Raw genomic sequence first — 17,579 nt, forward strand, 5'->3', positions numbered from 1 at the left:
CCACAGGACCCGGGCTGTGAGCCAAGTCCGCACCCGCACTTACGAATTGCGCCGCCTCGCCGTCTGCTCTCGGTCGGACCACGTCGTCACCGGTGCGGCGACATCGACCTGCCCCGGCCGGGCATCGATGAGGTCGCTGCGCAAGGCGAAGGGCGTGGCCGTCGAATGCAGAACCCGCCGGGACAACGCGAGCCGGATGTCATCCACCGTCAGAGCATCTGCATCCCTACTCACGGCGAGGTTGCGGGCGTGGAGCTCGTTGGCGATCAACCACTGGTGATCGTCGATGTGCTCTCGATGCTTCACAGAACGTGGGAGGAGGACAGGACAGTGGCCGGCGTCGAGAAACTGCAGCGACGATCCGACTCCGGCGTGGGCGATCACGAGATCGGCGTCATCGATGGCCTGACGCAGTTCGCGCGCAGGAACCAGGTTCGACGAAGTGATAGGGAGTCCGTCCACAGGGGTGTCCCCCACTTGCCAGAGGACATCGGCGTCGGCCGTCGTGAACTCGGGCAGCAGTCGGTGCACCGCGTTCACCGCGCGGCGGTAGGGGTACCCCCGCATGGTGCCGAACGTGACCACGACACGACCGACCGACCGCTCGCGGATCGCAGGGGTCTCATCGAGACCGAAGCCGTCGAAGACCGACCCGCCGTATCCCCAAGGCCCCTCGGCCCATCGCTCGTACTGTGAGTACAAGCGCACGCCTGGGATCCTCGAGACGATCTTGCCGGTCAGGCTCGGCCCGTCGGAACGGGCTGCGCTTTCCACGTAGTGGCATTCGATACCCAGGCTCCGGGCCGCCAGCATGAACGGGACAGCGATGGCCGAACCGGTCGAAACAAGTGACCCGTACTCCCCCTCGCGCAGAATTCGATAGGCGTACGGCAGACACTGCAGGGCCTGCCTGAGCCCCCGTGGGGGATCCGGGGGACGAAGTTCACCTCTTGACCATCCAACAGCGAACGTGACTGTTGGTCGTCGAAGGTGGCGAACGCGTCGTCGCCCGCCACCGGCCGCAGCCGAGGTTGCAAACGGGTCAGCTGTTCCAAGTGGCCACCGGTCGATGCCACCAGAAGACGACGGGTCATGTCTTTCCTTCACCTGCCACAGGCTGTCGAGGTCGGTGCGACCACCCGCCCTTGTCTCCTGTGACTTCAGACTCACCGACCGCGCGGGTCGGAGTCTCGGCGTCGGACATCTGATCAAGATGGTCGTTCAACACTGGACGGTAGCAGAGGCCGGCCCCCGCTCAGGAACAGTGCCCCTGCCGTCGCGCACTGGACCGGTGGCGCCGCGAGTTCTGACGAATCTTCTTGCAACTCAACGACACCCGACGCAAGTCGGGCGCGTGGTCCAGCACCGGAGGGCCGGAATCAGGACGTGCGGGACCCACCGACGAACGCGCCTCGTGCTGGGAGGATTCCGGCCGCGGAGTCCTGTGCGCCTTGGCAGAGCGGGATTCTCAACGCGCCTTGTAGCCCAGGGCCGGTCGCTCCACCAACCGCCAACTCACGTAGGCCAACACCACAGTGAGCATCAGGGACGCCACGGCATATGCGGGGACGCCGAATCCGTGGACCCCGACGATCGCGAGAAGTTGCTGCACGGGGAAGGCATAGATGTAGACGCCGTACGACACATCCGTCCGCAACGTCATCCACGGACGGCGCATGAGCGCCCCCGCAGCGATGAGCGCGTAGGCGAGCAGGAGGGCCCCCACGAGGCGATACTCCGGCAGCCACAACGAAAGGAGAACACCGACAGCCGCGGCCACGACCCACCGCCAGGCACACGGCAGATGGTTGCGGCCGTGATAGACCAACGCACCGGCGCTGAACGTGACAGCGAACCGGGCCATGTCGTCGATTCCCAGAGAGCCGATGCGGTAGAGGCCAAGGGGTACGCGAGCGTCTCCGATGGGCGTGACCTCGACAAGCAACTGCAGGCTCCACGCGCCCAGGAACACGAGCGGGATGGCCCAGCGGCGACGAAGGAGGCCGACTACCCCGAGGGTCAGCACACCGAGGTAACACAAGAACTCCCAGAAGAGAGTCCAGAGCGACCCGTTCCACGCCTCGGGCCAAGGAACGCCCGATGGAGTCCCGCCGATGTCGTACTCACGCATGTACAGACCGAGGTTGACCAGGACGTACCGGGCCTGTTGGCCGAGGCCCACCTCGATCCCCGACAACGCTGCACCCAGAGGCGCGAACACGAATGCGGTCACCAGGAGGCACACGAAGAAGGCCGGATAGAGCCGAAGAAGTCTGTTCCGGAGGAAGTCCGTGGCACGCGGACGTCGCATCCAGCTCGAGACGATGAGGTAGCCGGAGACGACGAAGAAACCATCGACCCAGATGTTCTCGAGCCCTTGCTCGAGCGGGGTCCCCGGAATCGGCGTCCCGCTGAGTCGGAAGGCGTGGTAGATGATACGCCGTCGGCAAGCACGAGTCGGATGAGGTTTGAGTTGAGGCCGTACTGGCTGGGGTGAAGCGCGTCAGCCAGTGACGCACCGGATCGCAGCTGGGACGATCCGGTCGCCGGCCGTCTCGATACCGGGCGCCGTCATCCCGTCTCGACACCGGGCGCCGTCATCCGAGCAGGTTGTCGCTGTCGGCCGGACCGTGAGCCCGCCGCTGCACGAGTTCGCGCAGGTACTGGCCATATCCGGACTTGGCCAACGCGTCGGCCCGCGTCATGAGCTCCCCGTCATCGAGGAAGCCCATGCGCCACGCGGCCTCTTCGGGGCACCCGACCTGAAGGCCCTGACGGGCTTGAACCGTCCGGACGAAATCGCCGGCGTCCTTCAAGGCGTCGAAGGTGCCTGTGTCGAGCCACGCCGTGCCGCGTGGAAGGACCTCGACTCGTAGCTGCCCTCGTTCGAGGTAGGCCCGGTTGACGTCGGTGATCTCGTACTCGCCGCGGCTGGAGGGTTCAAGGTTGCGGGCGATGTCGACGACGTCGTTGTCGTAGAAGTACAGGCCGGGTACCGCGTAGTTGGACTTCGGAGTCGAAGGCTTCTCTTCGATCCCGAGGACCACCCCGTCGGGATCGAACTCGACGACACCGTAGGCGCTGGGGTCGGCGACCCAATAGGCGAAGACGACACCGCCCTGCACATCCCGCATCCGAGCGAGCTGCGTTCCCAGCCCAGGTCCGTAGAAGACGTTGTCCCCGAGCACGAGGCATACCTCCTCGCGCCCGATGAAGTCGGCACCGATGGTGAACGCCTGAGCGAGACCGTCGGGGGCAGGTTGCTGCGCGTAGGAGATGGCCACACCGAAGCGAGACCCATCACCCAAGAGGCGTCGGAATCCCTCTGCCTCGTGGGGTGTCGTGATGACGAGAATCTCCGAGATCCCGGACAGGATGAGGGTGGTGAGCGGGAAGTAGATCATCGGCTTGTCGTACACAGGCACGAGTTGCTTGCTGATGCCCTGAGTGATCGGGTGCAGACGAGAGCCGGTTCCACCGGCGAGGATGATGCCGCGCATAGACCCATCTTGACGCATGTCCAGTCTGCCCCCGGGCGCCGGTAGCGTTGTCCTGCCCACCCGTACGATGGCGCCCATGGCTCGCGTGCTCGTGACCGGCGGCGCCGGTTTCATCGGTTCGAACTTCGTCCGTCACCTCGTGGATCACACCGACGATGAGGTGACGGTGCTCGACAAACTCACCTACGCCGGGGATCCCCGCACCCTCGAGGGACTGCCCGAGAACCGTGTGCGGCTCGTCCAGGGCGACATCGCCGATGCCGAACTCGTGACTCCGCTCGTCGCGGGGCACGATCTGGTGGTCCACTTCGCCGCCGAGTCCCACAACGACAACTCCCTGTCGGACCCCTCCCCGTTCGTCGACACCAACCTCGTGGGCACGTTCACGCTGCTGGAGGCGGTGCGGCGGCACGACACGCGCTATCACCACATCTCGACCGACGAGGTGTACGGCGATCTGGCACTCGATGATCCGGCCAAGTTCACCGAGTCGACGCCGTACAACCCGTCCAGCCCGTATTCCTCCACCAAGGCGGGCTCGGACCTGCTGGTGCGCGCGTGGGTGCGCTCCTTCGGTGTGCGGGCCACGATCAGCAACTGCTCGAACAACTACGGCCCGTATCAGCACGTCGAGAAGTTCATCCCCCGTCAGATCACGAACGTCGTCGACGGGGTGCGACCCAAGCTGTACGGGGCCGGTGAGAACGTGCGCGACTGGATCCACGTGGACGACCACAACGCCGCGGTGCTGCGCATCATCGAGGCGGGCACGATCGGCGAGACGTACCTCATCGGCGCCGACGGTGAGCAGAACAACAAGGACGTCGTCGAGCTGATCCTCGAACTCATGGGGCAGCCGCGCGACGCCTACGACCACGTGACCGACCGCGTCGGACACGACCTGCGCTACGCCATCGACGCGACCCGCCTGCGCACCGAATTGGGTTGGGAGCCGCGCTTCTCCGACTTCCGCTCCGGCCTGGCCGACACCATCGCGTGGTACCGCGACAACGAGGCGTGGTGGCGGGTGCAGAAGGCCGCCGCCGAGGCCAAGTACGCGGCCAAGGGCCAGTGACCTCCGCTCCCCCTCCGACCCGAAGGACCCCTGCTGTGAGCGACCTCGCCGTGCGCACGACCGACATCCCCGGCCTGCTCATCCTCGACCTGCCCGTCCACGGCGACAATCGCGGCTGGTTCAAGGAGAACTGGCAGCGGGCCAAGATGACCGCCGCAGGCCTTCCCGATTTCGGGCCGGTGCAGCAAAACGTCTCGTTCAACGACGAGGTGGGCGTGACCCGCGGCATCCACGCCGAGCCGTGGGACAAGTTCGTCTCGGTGGCGACCGGTCGGGTGTTCGGCGCCTGGGTCGACCTGCGCGAGGGCGAGTCGCACGGGCGCGTCGTCACCGTGGAGATCGGTCCGGACACCGCGGTGTTCGTGCCTCGGGGGTGGGCAACGCCTACCAGACCCTCGAGCCCGCCACGGCGTACGCCTACCTCGTCAACGAGCACTGGAGCCCGGAGGCCAAGGAGCGGTACACGTTCGTGCAGCTCGGCGATCCGGTGCTCGGCATCGACTGGCCGATCCCGCTGGAGCGGGCGACGGTGTCGGACGCGGACCGGACGCACCCGGTGTTGGCAGACTCCCGCCCTGTCACGGCCCCTCGCCCGTTGATCCTCGGGGCGGGTGGACAGCTCGGTCGAGCCCTGCAGCAGGCCCTCCCGGGGGCAATCGCGCTGCCCCGTGCGGAGGCCGACCTGGCCGACCCTGAGTCGTTGGATCGGATCGAGTGGCGGGACGTGTCGGCCGTAGTCAACGCCGCGGCCTACACGGCGGTGGATGCGGCGGAGAGCGCGGAGGGCCGCCGGGAGGCGTGGACGACGAATGTCACCGGGGTGGCGCACCTGACCCGGCTCGCGGCGGAGCGCGGTGTGCCGCTGGTGCATGTCTCAAGCGACTACGTATTCGACGGGACGGCGGAGGAGCACGACGAGGATGAGGCGTTCAGTCCGCTCGGAGTGTACGGGCAGACGAAGGCCGCGGGTGATGCGATCGTCGCGGGCTATCCGCGTCACTACATCGTGCGGACCAGCTGGGTCGTCGGTGAGGGCAAGAACTTCGTCGCAACGATGAGGAAGCTCGCCGAGAAGGGCATCAGTCCGTCGGTGGTCGACGACCAGTTCGGCCGTCTCAGCTTCACGGAGGACATCGCTGCCGGCATCGTGCACCTGTTGGAGTCGGGGGCCGGCTACGGCACCTACAACCTCACCAACGCGGGCCCCGTGCAGAGTTGGGCCGACATCGCCGCCGACGTGTTCGAACTGTGCGGTCGCTCCAGTGGCGACGTGTCGCGGGTGGGCTCTGCCGAGTACGCCGCCGGCAAGGACATGGCACTCCGACCGATGCACAGCGCTCTCCGGTTGGACAAGATCCGGTCGACCGGCTTCATCCCGCCCCCGGCGCGTGACCGGCTGACCGGCGCGTGCGCCGGGGACGCCAGCTGAAGTTGATGGCTCACGCCCTCGAATCCAGCACAGTAGCGACCGGGCCCTTGGCCACCGTCCGCATGCTGCGCACCTCGGGACGTAGAGCGTCGAGGTCGTCCTTTCCCTGCGTCAGCATGAGGACGGTGCCGGTCGCGGCGGCGACCTGCGTCGAGGTCGTGGCTGCGCCGAGTCGACCGGAGGTGACGCGGTACCCGTCGCTGCCGGAGCATTCCGCGAGCGCCGTCTCCAACTGAGCCGCGTCGGAGGAACTGGGGGTGCTTCCTGTGCCGAGGAGCAGCACCGGCCCGGGAGCGGATCGCTCTGACATGAAACTGGCGAGGTACTGCCAGGCACGGCGACGGGACGACGCGTCGCCGCGCAGTTCGCTGACGACAACGGCGTCCAGGGCTTTCTCGACCTCTTCGGGGTTGTAGGCCAGCTTGTCGTCGTGGCTGCGGGACAGCGCAACGAACAACCACGCGAGGAAGCCGACGGCAGCGCCGAGCGCGATGGCGAGCGGTCGCGGAATTAGGCTGGCCCGCTCAGCGGGGCTCGCCGGCGCGTCAACCTGGATCGTCACGACGGGCTGGCCCTCGGCTCGGGGAGATGCGCTGTGGACCCTCTCCTGGAAGGCTGCCACCGAGGCGTCGAGGAACTTCTGCACCTCCGCGGGGTCGGTGCCCGTCGTCGTCCAGGTGAGCACGGTGGAGTCCGGCGAGGACGCGATGTCCGTACCTGAGATGCCCTCGTCTTGGACACCCGCCGCCGTCAGTGCCTTCTGTCGGACCTCCTCGCTGGTGGCCCAGGAGGTGTACTGCGGCATCATCACGCGGATCGCCTGGGTCACCTGGTACAGAGCCCCCACGTCCCCCTCGGTGGAGTTCGCCGATACGGTGGTCCTGGCGGTGCTCTGGTAGGAGGCGGGCGACAGCAGCGAGCCCAGCAGTCCCGCCAAGGCGCCGAGCAGCACGAAGACCAGGAGCAGCACCCAGCTCCGAGATAGGGCGCGACGGAGGTCGGCGATGGTCATGAGCGTCCCTTCAGTGAACGATCTGAGTTGGCGTCTTGCGTTGTGAAGCGTCTGGAGCTTCGTTCATACGGGGTTGGACGGCTCGCCCTCGAACGTCTTGTCGCGCCGTGATCGATGCGGCCCGCCCCCTCCACCAGGTCTCGATATAGGCCAAGCCGAGGCCCAGAGCGAGGTGGGCCGGCGGGTACATGATGTTGGTCTGGAACGTGGAGCTGACTCCGAGGACGATGAGTCCCGCCAGCGCCGCGATCGGTGCATGACGTGCCACGGTCCCCACCGACAGGATGCGCCGCCCCATTCCCACCAGGGCGACGGCCAGCCACCCGATGGCCGCTACACCGGGGATCCCGAACCACATCCACAGACCCAGGTAGCTCTGGTGAATGAACCGTTGTGGTCCGTACAGGCTGAAGTTCTCGTCGATCGGATCCGGGATGCGACCCAGGATGCCGAACTCACGCGTGATGCCGATACCGAGGACGGGGTGCTCCTGGATCGTCTTGAGTGCCGCCTCGTTCTCCTGTAGGCGGTCCTCAAGACTGTTGTCGGTGAGTGCGGAGGCCTGGGTGGCGCTGTAGAGGCGCTCGGCCGCCACACGCCCTTGATCTCCGAACAGCCCCGCCGATGCGCCGGTCAGCGCCAGGACCAGGGCCAGGGTCATCACCGCCATGTACCGGCCCAGAACGACCAACTTGCGTCGACGCACCGCGATCACCGGGATGAGAACGGTGGCCAGGATCAGGGGGCCCAGGTGCTGCGGGTGAGGCTCAGCACCTCCGCCAGAAGCATGGCGAAAAGCAGTGGGAGACGCCAACGTCGCCATCGACCGGACGACAACACCTTCCCCGGCCCGAGCATGAGGATGGTGATGCTCAGAAGCCGTAACAACGGCGGATCGATGCGCACGGCCTCACGCGCCAGCCCGCCCGTGAGGACATAGCCGATCTGACGCCCATACAGGACATCGAGGCCTGTAGCCACTCCGAAGACGACTACAGCCGCGCAAATACCCGTGGTGATCACCATGTGCCGGGCCAGGGTTTCCGGCTCGCCGGAATAGGCATCTCTTGCAAGGAAGTAGACGAGACCACCCATGCAGGCCAGGCCGGCGTTGACGACCGCCCCACGAGCCTCTCCTCCGACGATGGCCGTTCCCATGGAGATGGCGAGCGCGACGAAGAAGAGGGCGAATGGCCCCAGGAAGGCATATCCCGCATCCCGGCGGCGCGGCCCTCGCCCGGTCAGTCGCGAGACGATCACCCAGCCCAGACCGATACCGATGAGGAGCAACCCCGCAGTCACGCGAAGGCCACCGACTGGACGTTGGAGAAGCATCTGATCGACGGGGCCGGCCCACACCACCATCAGCAGGATGACCACGATGCGCGGGTGGGTGAACAGGTACATCGCGAGTAGAACCACGACCGGGAGTGCAATCGGGACGATCGAGTCGCCCATGGCGCTCAGGAAGACCGCCAGTACCGCGGCGCCGAAGCCCAGGTACGCCACCGGCGAGTCCCCGCGGGGTCGGGCATCGACGCCTGGCCTCGTCACGGGTCCAGTCATCGAGCCCTCCTCTCGCCCCGCCTTCCACCCCTCGAGCGGACTGCGGTCTCGCCGCCGCCGCATGAGGCCCTTCGAGGGTAGCGGAGGGCGCCGGATCCCCGCCCCCTCTCACCGGGGCCTTGGGTGGGCGATACTCAGTCAGGCGGGCCCACGACTTTGGCGCTACGGCCGGGGCACGCCAGGATGGACCTCGGACGGGACCACCCATTGGCTGCAGGCCCCCGTATGCGATTGGGTGGCAAGCGACTTCGGCTCGATACGTCGACGGACCCGATCGCATACCTCGAAGGGAGCCAGCGTGAAACGACCCACTTCACCCGACGTCCTGATCGTCAGTTACCGCCGGGCCGATCTCCTCCAGCGGTGCCTCGAATCGGTAGAACGGCACCTTCCCGACAGCACCGTGTATGTGTGGGACAACGCTTCCGACGGCAGCCCCGACATCCGCAGGCTCTCGACGACGCGGCCCGAGGTCCGCTGGACCTTCCACGACGAGAACATCGGTTTCGCGGCCGCGGTGAACCGCCTCGTGCGGATGTCAGACTCTCCGACCTTCTTCCTCCTCAATCCGGACGCGGAGTTGGTCAGTGACCTGACCGGCTGCCGGGAGGCACTCCGATCCGCCGACGTCGCTGCTGCGGCACCATGGATCGCGGATGAGCGGCACCGCCCGTGGGACAACGCGCATCGAGAGCCCACGTTGCTGCGTCAACTCGTGAACTATGCCGGATGGGAGGACCGGCTGGGCCGCCTTTCGGTGCTCTCGATGGCCTACGCCCGACAGCCCCACGAGGTGAACGGGTATCTCACAGGTGCGGGACTCCTCATCTCGCGCGCCGCCTGGTTCTTTGTCGGCGAGTTCGACGAACGCTACTTCCTCTACGGCGAGGAAGCGGACTGGTGCCGGCGAGCCCGCTCGCAGGGGTACACACTGGCGTCCGTTCCCGAGAAGGGGATCGTCCACCGGGCAGCAGGCACCGTCAGTGACGTCGCCGCGGCGACCTCGCGAAGCGCAACCTTGTTGCAGGAGAACCGGGTCCGGTACCTGACGATTCACCACGGACGAGCTTCGGGTCGAGCTTTCGAGATCAGCACGGCGGCCATTGACCGCCTGCAGCCCTCCAAGCGCCGGGTTCGCCGCGCCTCCGCCGCCGACTTCGTCATCACTTCACCGACCCTCTCGTTCGGCGGCGCGGAGCGGCAACGCGTCGCCCTGGCGAACGGGCTTGCTGCCGCGGGAGAGAAGGTCACCCTGCGCCTCCTGCAGGCCGAGGGTGACCTCAGAGAGCACGTCGCCCCGAACGTCGATGTCCGGGTTGCCCCTTACCACTCGGTGGCCAGGGACGCGGGCGCGCGGACCCTGCTCATCACGGGTACCACGCGAATCGAACTGGCTTATGGCGCCGCATGGAGGGCCGCGAACGCGCCACGAGCCCGGTGGGTGGTGGCCAATCACCATTACGCGGCACCCGACAGCCCGGTCTTCAGATCGGGAGACTCTGCTCTGATGCGCCTGGCGGACGGCATGATCTACCTGGCGGAGGGACACCGGCGCGACCATGCCGTCCACCAGAAACTCGACCGAGGGCGCTATTGGGTAGTGCCTAACGGTATCGACCCCTCAGGGTTCGAGCCGGAGTCCACCGAGGAGGAGCGCACCGCTCCGACAGTGGTCTCGATCGGGCGGCTGGCCGACTTCAAGCAGGTTCCGCTTCTGGTGCGCGCCCTCAGCAGGCTCGAACACCTGCAGTGGGTCTTCGACATCTGGGGCGACGGCCCGGACCGTGACACCATCCGTGCCGCGATCCCGGCGAGCCTGACCGAGCGCATTCGACTCCGCGGATGGTGCACCGACGTTGCGGGTGTGCTGGCCGGTGCCGACCTGTTCTGCACGAGCAGCCGCTTCGAGGCTCAGCCCATGACGATTCTCGAGGCGATGGCAGCGGGTTTGCCGGTCGCGTCCTCGGCGGTCGCCTCAGTACCCGAGGTGTTGCACGGGGGTGCGGGTGTCCTCGTCGAGCCGAACACGGTGGACGCGTGGGTGGCAGCGCTGGAGCCGCTGCTGCGAGACGACGGAGCCCGCCGCCGGATCGGCGACGCCGGACGGGCGCGGGTGCTCGATCGATACACGGAGGCCGTCATGATCGACAAATATCGCAACGTGCGCGACGAGGTGTTCGCGCGATGACCGCCCCCGCCCCCGCGTCCTGGTGGTGACGGCGATGTTCCCGACGAAGGCCGACCCGGTCAGAGGGGTCGTGGTCAAGAAGGAAGTGGCGGCACTGCGGGAGGCCGGCCTCGATGTGGGCGTGATTCGCAAGCAGCCCGGCTGGCGGGGATATCTGCGCCAGGCCCGGGCGGTTCTCGCCCATTCGCGCTGTGCCGATGTCGTGCATGCGCACTACGGCACCTCCGGGTTCGTTGCGGCACTCTGCTGCGGGAGGACCCCGTTGGTGGTGACGATGCACGGCTCCGACATCGCGTTGGGTCCGCGACCTCGCTGGAGCAAGTACTGGATCCAGTACCTCCTCAGCGTGGCCGGCGCTGCGCGGGCACGGCGGATCATCGTTCAGGACGACACCATGGTCTATCAGCTGCCAAGGCCACAGCGCGGCCGGGTCGTCGTGCTGGGTCAGGCCGTCGGCCTGCCGGTGATCCCACCACAGCCGGTGGAGCGCCAGGGCGTGCTCTTCCTGTCCAGTCGGCACCGCGTCGTCAAGCGCTTCCCTCTCGCGGAGGCCGCTGTAGGCCTGATCGCGGGGGTGAGGGCACTGGACAGCTTGGACAGACATGAGGTCTCGGCCATCCCTGACGCCATGGAGGTGGCCCGGGTGGGGCTGCTGACAAGTGAGCGGGAGGGTATGCCTGTGGCAGTCAAGGAGGCATTGGCAGCCGGACTACGGGTCGTCGCAGTCGATCTCCCCGGCCTACGGTCGATCGCCGACGACGTTCCGGAGGCCATCACACTCACAAAGCATGACCCTTCTGCCATCGCTGCGGGCGTCGCGTCCGCGCTACAGGCCGATCCGTTGACGGAGACCGAGCGTACGAGGCTCCATGACGTGCTCCGTGCGCGAGGGTGGGTCGAGCCCGATCGCACCTACACGCTGATGGACATCTATCGGCGCGTGGTGGGTGATGCAGAAGCCTCACCCACCACGTTTCATCAAGGTCCGGACGTCCTTCAGAGCCACCACCCGGAAGACGAGCAGGCCTAGGCCGTAGGCGAGCCCCACGAGGAGGATCCGCACACCCCAGTGCCCATCGATCAGGGCCTCGGTCGCGAGACCGACGGCCAGCGCGGGCACGAGCCGCAGGACGGTTCCCACCGGCAGACATTGCCCGTAGCGGCGAATGAGAAGTGCGAGGCAGATGACGAAGCCGCTGGTCTCGGACATAATGAGCGAGATCGCCGCCCCGGTGGCCCCGTACATCGGGATGAGGACGATGTTGGCGGTGATGTTGAGCAGCAGATTTGCGGTGTTGAGGATCGTCAGAATGCGTTGCTGGTAGTCGGCGATCAGGGCAGCGGACATGACCGCGCTCATCATGCCGATTCCGACCCCGATAGCGACGAGACCGAGTGGCCCCGAGGCCAACCCGGCCATCTCTTTGGACCCGAGCAGGATTATGACATCGGGGGCCAACCCCATCACCAGAACAGCGAGTGGTGCAGCCACAATGAGAACCGCCTGGAGCGATGATCGGATGGTGGTGGTGAAGGCAGCCCGCTCGGTGGCGGCGTCCTGCGCGAAGCGCGCTGCCAGTACCGACGCAATGCTGGCAGAGACGATGGTGAAATTGCCGACGATCCGGTAGGCCATGCCATACGCACCCACCTGCTCAGTGGTCGACAGCTGGCTCAGCATCACCCCGTCGATGGTGAAGTACAGAACCCCCACCGCCGCGATATAGGTCATCGGCAGGGTCTCTCGCAGGAGGTCCCACATCTCGCGACGGTTCCATACCGGCCGAAAGCCGCCGATCAACTTGCCGAGCCGGGTCATCGCGATCATCTGCCCGACGGGGACCATGAGCTGAGCGAGAAAGAACCACACCAGGCCTAGATCCATCGCGACCGTGACGCCGACCAAGGCCAGGCTGAGGGCCCTGCCGATCAGGTCGGCTGCGGCGTAGTGTCCAAAGCGGCTGTGGACCTGAGCAACCGGGGCGTATCGCAAGGCCCAGGTACTCGCGATTAGTCCCACGGAGAGAATAGCGATTCCCAGCTGCACCAACGGCTGATCGGCGTACAACAGTCGAGCGGCCATGTTGGCCACCATGACCATCGGGAACACGATCAGCATGCTCACGGTCATCGACAGCCCCACCTGCCTCTGCAGGTCCATGCCGCGACCGGATACCCGCCTGACCACCACATTGCCCATCCCGAGCTCTGTCCAGGCTCCGAAGCTGTTGACGAACAGTGTGGCCGTCATGAGCAACCCGTAGCCGGTCGGACCGAGATAGGTGACCGCAAGCTTAACCTGCACGAGGGAGAAGATCAGACCAAGAACCCTGGCGCCGGTGACGGTCATTACGCCACGCGCGAGGACGCCTCCGTCAGCCACGCCCACTCCTCCTCATGTCCTTCGTCCGCTCGTGCGGCGTCCGCGATGGGACACGGCGACCGGAGACTTGTCGGCAATCCCCTGCCTTGGCACCGAGCATTACCCTCGACGCACATGCTCCAATAAGGCTGCCCAGACATTCGTGCTTTCCCTCACGGAGAACCGTGATTCGTACAGGAGCCGGTGCCGCATCCCATCTTCCGCTGCTACGTGGGGGTCCGCCGAACGATCGAGCTCGGCGGCAAGTGGAGCCGCATCAGCGTACGGCAACGCGGACTCCTCCGACGGTAGGTACTCGGGGAGGCCACCCACGTCACTGACGATCGTCCGAACCCCGCATTGAGCCCCCAGGACCTGCACCCCACTCTGCGACCCGGTCGAGTACAGGCAGATCGATGCCTTAGCAGCCGCGAGCCTCGGCGCCAATTCGTCGAAGCGAAACCGGCCCCGTACCCATTCGACGTCCGCAGGGATCTCACACCCGGGGTCACCGCCCCCCACGATGACCAGACGGTCATCTCGAAAAGCCCTGGACTGCTGGTGGAGCCGGTACGCGTCGAGGATGACGGGGATGTTCTTGTACTGGGAGAGGCGGCCCACAACCAGGAAGTCACGGCGCTGCCCCGCCGACACATGGGGAGGTGTCTGCCACTCCGGCATCTCACTCGTGAGCGGGACCACATACACGGGATGACGGCGCCTGCCCAACTCCGACCGAACATGATTGCTGAAGCACACCTCGGCGTGGGCCCGTCGCCCCAGGACCCCGGCAGCCAATCGCCGCATGAGTGGGGTGGCATTGGCCGCATCGTGCGGCCGGGCATCGTGCGTCGTCACCAGAAGCGGGACATCGAACGGCGCCACCAGCAGGAACCGCGGGTCCCGAGTGAGCTCACTCACCACCACGTCCGGGTGGAAGCGCCGCACATACCGAGCGGCCTCCGCCAGCTCTGCCGCCCCTGCGGCGCTGCGCCAAGGGCGCCGGAACAGGACGTCGTCGGGATGGAGGGACGGAGCGTCGAAGTGCTGGTCGGTGGTGACGACGACGACCTCGTGCCCGAGGGCCCGGAGGCCGTCCGCCCAGGCCACAGAAAGCGTTCGAAACCACGGGGCCAGCCACAAGACCTTCACCCAGGCGACTATAGACGTCGAGTACCTGGCCTGAACTACAGTGAGCGCGCCGACCGCCTGGTCTCCGTGGAAACCTGTCGGCGTGCGCGATTCGGCCCGTCTCGCCTAGTGGTCGCCTGCACCGCAGGCTCAGTTGGGACGGCACCCCTGACCAGGCCATCACCGCCGCTCAAGGCTGAGATCGAGGTTGTCTCCATGAACGGACTCAGATTGGTTGCGCTTCCCGTAGTGGCGCTATTGAGCGCCACCGCGTGTAGCGCCGCCAACACTTCCCCTGCCGAATCCGCCACGGCCACCGCCATCGCAGTCAACTGCCCCGAGGTCGATCCGAGAATTCTCACCGCCGTGGAGGGAGGGGCCGAGCGGCCGATGTGCATCAACGGTCTCTGGACCTTCGTCGTGCCCGGTGTCGACCGGCCTGCGAACCCTCGTCGAAGTGAGCTGTTCGTCGTGGCCGACGGGCGCCCGGTCGTCGGTCGCGAGGGCCAGACGCTGCATCACCAGCTCGAGATCACGCCCAACCTAGGCGTCGCCGGGGCGGACGACCGACACTGGCACATCGCCTGGCAGCTCCACGGCCCGACCAACGGCCAGTGGAAGCCGCCGCCCGTCGCGCTTCGAATCCGTAACGGCCAGTTGGCGCTTACCGGCGGAGCCGGGTGGCCGGGGCAGAACTGGACGACAGCCAACCACGAGTGGCTCCGGCCGCTCACCTCCATTCGTGACGGCCAGACCTACAGAGTCACCGTCGATGTCCATCTCTCGTCGGACCCCGCTAAGGGGTGGGTCTCCGGCAGTGTGGACGGCCGTGAAGTCGTCAACCAGTGGCACCCTATCTCCCGCACCGCTTTCAGGAGCGGAACGCTCTACCCGGGACAGGCGACGGTCGCCAGCCGGATCGGGCTGTATCGCGGCAGTCAGGGAGCACCACCACCCGAGACGACACAGGTGATCACTCAGCGCATCATCGAGGCTCGTTCCAACTGAAGGCTTCTCGCGCTTCCGTCAACGGCTGCACCCCGTCCGACGGGGTGCAGCCGTCTGCCCGATGAATGCAAGTGGCGACGCGAGGACTCGCGGGCGCAGCGCCCTCGCCGATGGGAGAGAGCCGCACTGCCACGCGGCAGCCGGCCCCGAAGGCCGTCAGCTCTCTTCCTGCCATGGAGATACCACTCATGTCTCGTCGTACCCCCGTCACGCTCATTGCGGCCTCTGTTCTCGCTGCCGCACCGTTCGTCGTATCGACCGCTGCCGCATCTTCTCCTTCTGCCTCCGCAGCGTCGACCCCCACAACCATCAACACGGTTCAGGCCTCGTCGCTGAACTGTGGAACGACCATCGTGTCCCCCTTCTCGCAAACGCAGGGAAGTGCCTCCGACCCCGTCTGCGCCAACGACACTTGGATCTACGACCTGCCGGCCCAGGGCAACCCGGCCGCTACCCGACGCACCGAGACGCATTGGGGCACCAATCGCACCGTCACGCAATACCGCGAGGGGCAGACGGTGACGCACGAAGCGACCTACACGGGGCAGTTGGGCGCCGTGGCCCAGGGCGACAGCAACTGGCACGTCATCTGGCAGCTCCACGGGCCCATGAAGGACGCCTCGTGGCCGGGGCCCGCCATGACTCTTGCGGTCCGCAACGGGCAGCTGCGGCTCGGTGGCGGAGCCGGGCACCCCAACCAGGACTGGTCGCGTCGCAACTACGAGTGGCTCGCCCCGCTGACCACGTGGACGGACGGGAAGCCCGTGAGGGTCAAGGTTCAGACCTATCTCTCGGCCGACTCGACCAAGGGGTGGGTCAGCGCATGGGTGGATGGGCGCCAGGTCCTCAACCAGTGGCGCCCCACGTCCATCAAGGGGGCCTCCGTCCTGGCACGATGTACCCCGGCATGGATCACCTCGTGAGCCGGAGCGGCCTCTACCGGGGCACCCAGTCGGGAGCTGCGCCCACCTACCGCCAGGTGATCTCCGCCCGCGTCACGCAGGCAGGCTGAAGACGAGCAGAGACGGGTGAACGGTTCTGCGAACGGAACCGCTCAACCCGTCTCGAGGCTCGTCGGTCCGTGATCAGTGGTGACACCCACCGCCTTGCGCAGCACGGCGGCCAACTCTCCCGCCATGTGTCGCGTGGTGAAGTGCTCCTGGATGCGATTGCGGCCGCGTTGGCCCATGGCGCGGGCGCGAGCGGGGTCCTCGAGCAGGCCGCCGATGGCCTCAGCCATGGCGTGCCGGTCGCCGGGAGGGACGAGGATGCCGGTCTCGCCGTCGGCGATGTAGTCGTCGAGGCCAGGGTTGCTAGTGGCGACGATGGGGCGGCCGCTGGCCATGGCTTCGAGGATGACGGTGAGGCCTGACCCCTGTCGGGTCGGCCGCAGCGCCAGCGCCACGAGGCTCGCGCGTTGGTAGCACTCGCGCACGGCGTCATCCATGCGTCGGCGGTGCACGGTGACCCAGTCGGGGAACTCCACCGGCATAGTGGTCGCCACCTCTGCCGACGCCGAGGGCGCCTGGCGCCGCACCTGTTCGAGTGCCCCGATGAGCGTGTCGTAGTCGCGCATCCGATCGTCCCCCACGGAGAAGACGCGCCCGGGGATCGGGGGCTCCTCCGACGGGTAGAAGTGCCGCTCGTCGATCCCGAAGTGAATGAAATGCACCTTGTCGGCGGACACCCCGAAATCCCTGGTCAACGGCTCGATCATGGCCGAACACTCCACGAACACGCCGGCCGCCCGACGCAGTCCCGCGCGGGCTATCCCCCGGTAGAGCGGATCCAGCTCACCCGGATCCTCCAGCCACGCCACCCCCGTCACGACCGGCGTCCTCAGAGGCATGAACGTGGCAGGAATCCCGTTGCGCTCGTCCATGCACAGCACGACATCGGCACTGCGGCGACGGCGGTCGCTCATGGCCAGGAGGGAGTACACCGGTTGCAGACCCCAGAAACGCGCGGAGATGACCTCCCCCAAGCGGCGGACCCTCCGGGTGCGTCCGGCGCGGCAGAACCGCACCTGATGGCCGAAACGCTCCAGGTGATGCAGGCCGTAAGGTGACGCGTCGGCGGCGAGACCCTCGGCATTGCGCGCGGCCCATGTCGAAGGGTCGACACTCTGGGCCAACTCCACGAACACCCGCATGCCCGAACCCTAGCCCCGCCGGAGGTTCGAGGCGGATTAGCCGAGAATTCTGCCGAGCGCGGGATGCCCACATCGCACATGACAGGACTTGTCGACCTCCCCGGCCATCGAGAACGGACGTCCGACTACAGTGATGGCGGTCATCGGATCGGGGTA

At 66.8% G+C, this 17,579-nt stretch carries 14 protein-coding genes and 1 pseudogene; 6 read left to right on the plus strand and 9 right to left on the minus strand.

Annotated elements, in window-relative coordinates; translation table 11 throughout:
* Positions 1-39 precede the first annotated feature (39 nt).
* The 3 genes from QQK49_RS13340 to rfbA form a co-directional block, all read right to left on the minus strand.
* Positions 40-1,107: a glycosyltransferase gene (locus tag QQK49_RS13340; protein WP_284304341.1), complete on the minus strand. Its 1,068-nt coding sequence runs from the start codon at positions 1,105-1,107 to the stop codon at positions 40-42.
* A gap of 361 nt (positions 1,108-1,468) precedes the next feature.
* Positions 1,469-2,437, minus strand: coding sequence for an acyltransferase family protein (locus QQK49_RS13345; RefSeq protein ID WP_348536263.1), 969 nt, complete (start codon positions 2,435-2,437; stop codon positions 1,469-1,471).
* Positions 2,438-2,597: 160 nt separating this feature from the next.
* On the minus strand, positions 2,598-3,500 hold the full coding sequence (gene rfbA / locus QQK49_RS13350) for a glucose-1-phosphate thymidylyltransferase RfbA (protein WP_284304342.1): 903 nt from the start codon (positions 3,498-3,500) through the stop codon (positions 2,598-2,600).
* A 76-nt stretch (positions 3,501-3,576) separates the two neighbouring features.
* Between rfbA and rfbB the strand changes: the two genes are divergently transcribed.
* The gene (gene rfbB, locus QQK49_RS13355) at positions 3,577-4,575 is read left to right on the plus strand and encodes a dTDP-glucose 4,6-dehydratase (protein ID WP_284304343.1); all 999 of its coding nucleotides are present in this window, start codon (positions 3,577-3,579) and stop codon (positions 4,573-4,575) included.
* Between the two features lie 35 nt (positions 4,576-4,610).
* Positions 4,611-6,004, plus strand: a pseudogene (locus QQK49_RS13360) (sugar nucleotide-binding protein).
* Positions 6,005-6,014: 10 nt separating this feature from the next.
* On the opposite strand, the gene QQK49_RS13365 reads toward QQK49_RS13360, so the two are convergent.
* Genes QQK49_RS13365 through QQK49_RS13375 form a run of 3 tightly spaced genes read right to left on the minus strand, consistent with a single transcriptional unit; the run spans position 6,015 to position 8,525 of the window.
* Positions 6,015-7,016, minus strand: coding sequence for a Wzz/FepE/Etk N-terminal domain-containing protein (locus tag QQK49_RS13365; protein ID WP_284304344.1), 1,002 nt, complete (start codon positions 7,014-7,016; stop codon positions 6,015-6,017).
* A 10-nt stretch (positions 7,017-7,026) separates the two neighbouring features.
* Positions 7,027-7,839, minus strand: a complete 813-nt coding sequence (locus QQK49_RS13370) for an O-antigen ligase family protein (RefSeq protein ID WP_284304345.1) — start codon at positions 7,837-7,839, stop codon at positions 7,027-7,029.
* Positions 7,755-8,525 carry a hypothetical protein gene (locus QQK49_RS13375; protein ID WP_284304346.1) on the minus strand — a complete coding sequence of 257 codons (771 nt, stop codon included), beginning with the start codon at positions 8,523-8,525 and terminating at the stop codon, positions 7,755-7,757. The genes QQK49_RS13370 and QQK49_RS13375 overlap by 85 nt, the downstream gene beginning before the upstream one ends.
* Before the next feature lie 118 nt (positions 8,526-8,643).
* On the opposite strand from QQK49_RS13375, the gene QQK49_RS13380 reads away from it, so the two are divergent.
* The gene (locus QQK49_RS13380) at positions 8,644-10,770 is read left to right on the plus strand and encodes a glycosyltransferase (RefSeq protein WP_284304347.1); all 2,127 of its coding nucleotides are present in this window, start codon (positions 8,644-8,646) and stop codon (positions 10,768-10,770) included.
* A gap of 34 nt (positions 10,771-10,804) precedes the next feature.
* Entirely contained in the window at positions 10,805-11,800 is a 996-nt protein-coding gene (locus tag QQK49_RS13385) for a glycosyltransferase (RefSeq protein WP_284304348.1), read from the plus strand.
* Here the strand turns inward: QQK49_RS13385 and QQK49_RS13390 are convergent.
* A complete protein-coding gene (locus QQK49_RS13390; protein WP_284304349.1) occupies positions 11,732-13,153 on the minus strand; it encodes an oligosaccharide flippase family protein in 1,422 nt (473 codons plus the stop codon). The genes QQK49_RS13385 and QQK49_RS13390 overlap by 69 nt on opposite strands.
* Positions 13,154-13,252: 99 nt before the next feature.
* The gene (locus QQK49_RS13395) at positions 13,253-14,284 is read right to left on the minus strand and encodes a glycosyltransferase family 4 protein (protein WP_284304350.1); all 1,032 of its coding nucleotides are present in this window, start codon (positions 14,282-14,284) and stop codon (positions 13,253-13,255) included.
* Positions 14,285-14,479: 195 nt separating this feature from the next.
* Between QQK49_RS13395 and QQK49_RS13400 the strand changes: the two genes are divergently transcribed.
* Both QQK49_RS13400 and QQK49_RS13405 read left to right on the plus strand, forming a co-directional pair.
* A complete protein-coding gene (locus QQK49_RS13400) occupies positions 14,480-15,271 on the plus strand; it encodes a heparin lyase I family protein (protein ID WP_284304351.1) in 792 nt (263 codons plus the stop codon).
* Positions 15,272-15,624: 353 nt separating this feature from the next.
* The gene (locus QQK49_RS13405; RefSeq protein ID WP_284304352.1) at positions 15,625-16,194 is read left to right on the plus strand and encodes a heparin lyase I family protein; all 570 of its coding nucleotides are present in this window, start codon (positions 15,625-15,627) and stop codon (positions 16,192-16,194) included.
* A gap of 131 nt (positions 16,195-16,325) precedes the next feature.
* Here the strand turns inward: QQK49_RS13405 and QQK49_RS13410 are convergent, their stop codons facing one another.
* Complete coding sequence (locus QQK49_RS13410; protein WP_284304353.1) at positions 16,326-17,423, minus strand: glycosyltransferase family 4 protein; 1,098 nt, start codon at positions 17,421-17,423, stop codon at positions 16,326-16,328.
* Positions 17,424-17,579 lie beyond the last annotated feature (156 nt).

The sequence above is a fragment of the Mobilicoccus caccae genome, assembly GCF_030161635.1.
Taxonomy (GTDB): Bacteria; Actinomycetota; Actinomycetes; order Actinomycetales; family Dermatophilaceae; genus Mobilicoccus; species Mobilicoccus caccae.

Bases quoted from the DNA above. Each gene is read 5' to 3' on its own strand.
- QQK49_RS13410 (WP_284304353.1), bottom strand. From the start codon at position 17,423: ATGCGGGTGTTCGTGGAGTTGGCCCAGAGTGTCGACCCTTCGACATGG.
- QQK49_RS13400 (WP_284304351.1), top strand. From the start codon at position 14,480: ATGAACGGACTCAGATTGGTTGCGCTTCCCGTAGTGGCGCTATTGAGC.
- QQK49_RS13385 (WP_284304348.1), top strand. From the start codon at position 10,805: ATGTTCCCGACGAAGGCCGACCCGGTCAGAGGGGTCGTGGTCAAGAAG.
- QQK49_RS13365 (WP_284304344.1), bottom strand. From the start codon at position 7,016: ATGACCATCGCCGACCTCCGTCGCGCCCTATCTCGGAGCTGGGTGCTG.
- rfbB (WP_284304343.1), top strand. From the start codon at position 3,577: ATGGCTCGCGTGCTCGTGACCGGCGGCGCCGGTTTCATCGGTTCGAAC.
- QQK49_RS13370 (WP_284304345.1), bottom strand. From the start codon at position 7,839: ATGGCGACGTTGGCGTCTCCCACTGCTTTTCGCCATGCTTCTGGCGGA.
- QQK49_RS13380 (WP_284304347.1), top strand. From the start codon at position 8,644: ATGAGGCCCTTCGAGGGTAGCGGAGGGCGCCGGATCCCCGCCCCCTCT.
- rfbA (WP_284304342.1), bottom strand. From the start codon at position 3,500: ATGCGCGGCATCATCCTCGCCGGTGGAACCGGCTCTCGTCTGCACCCG.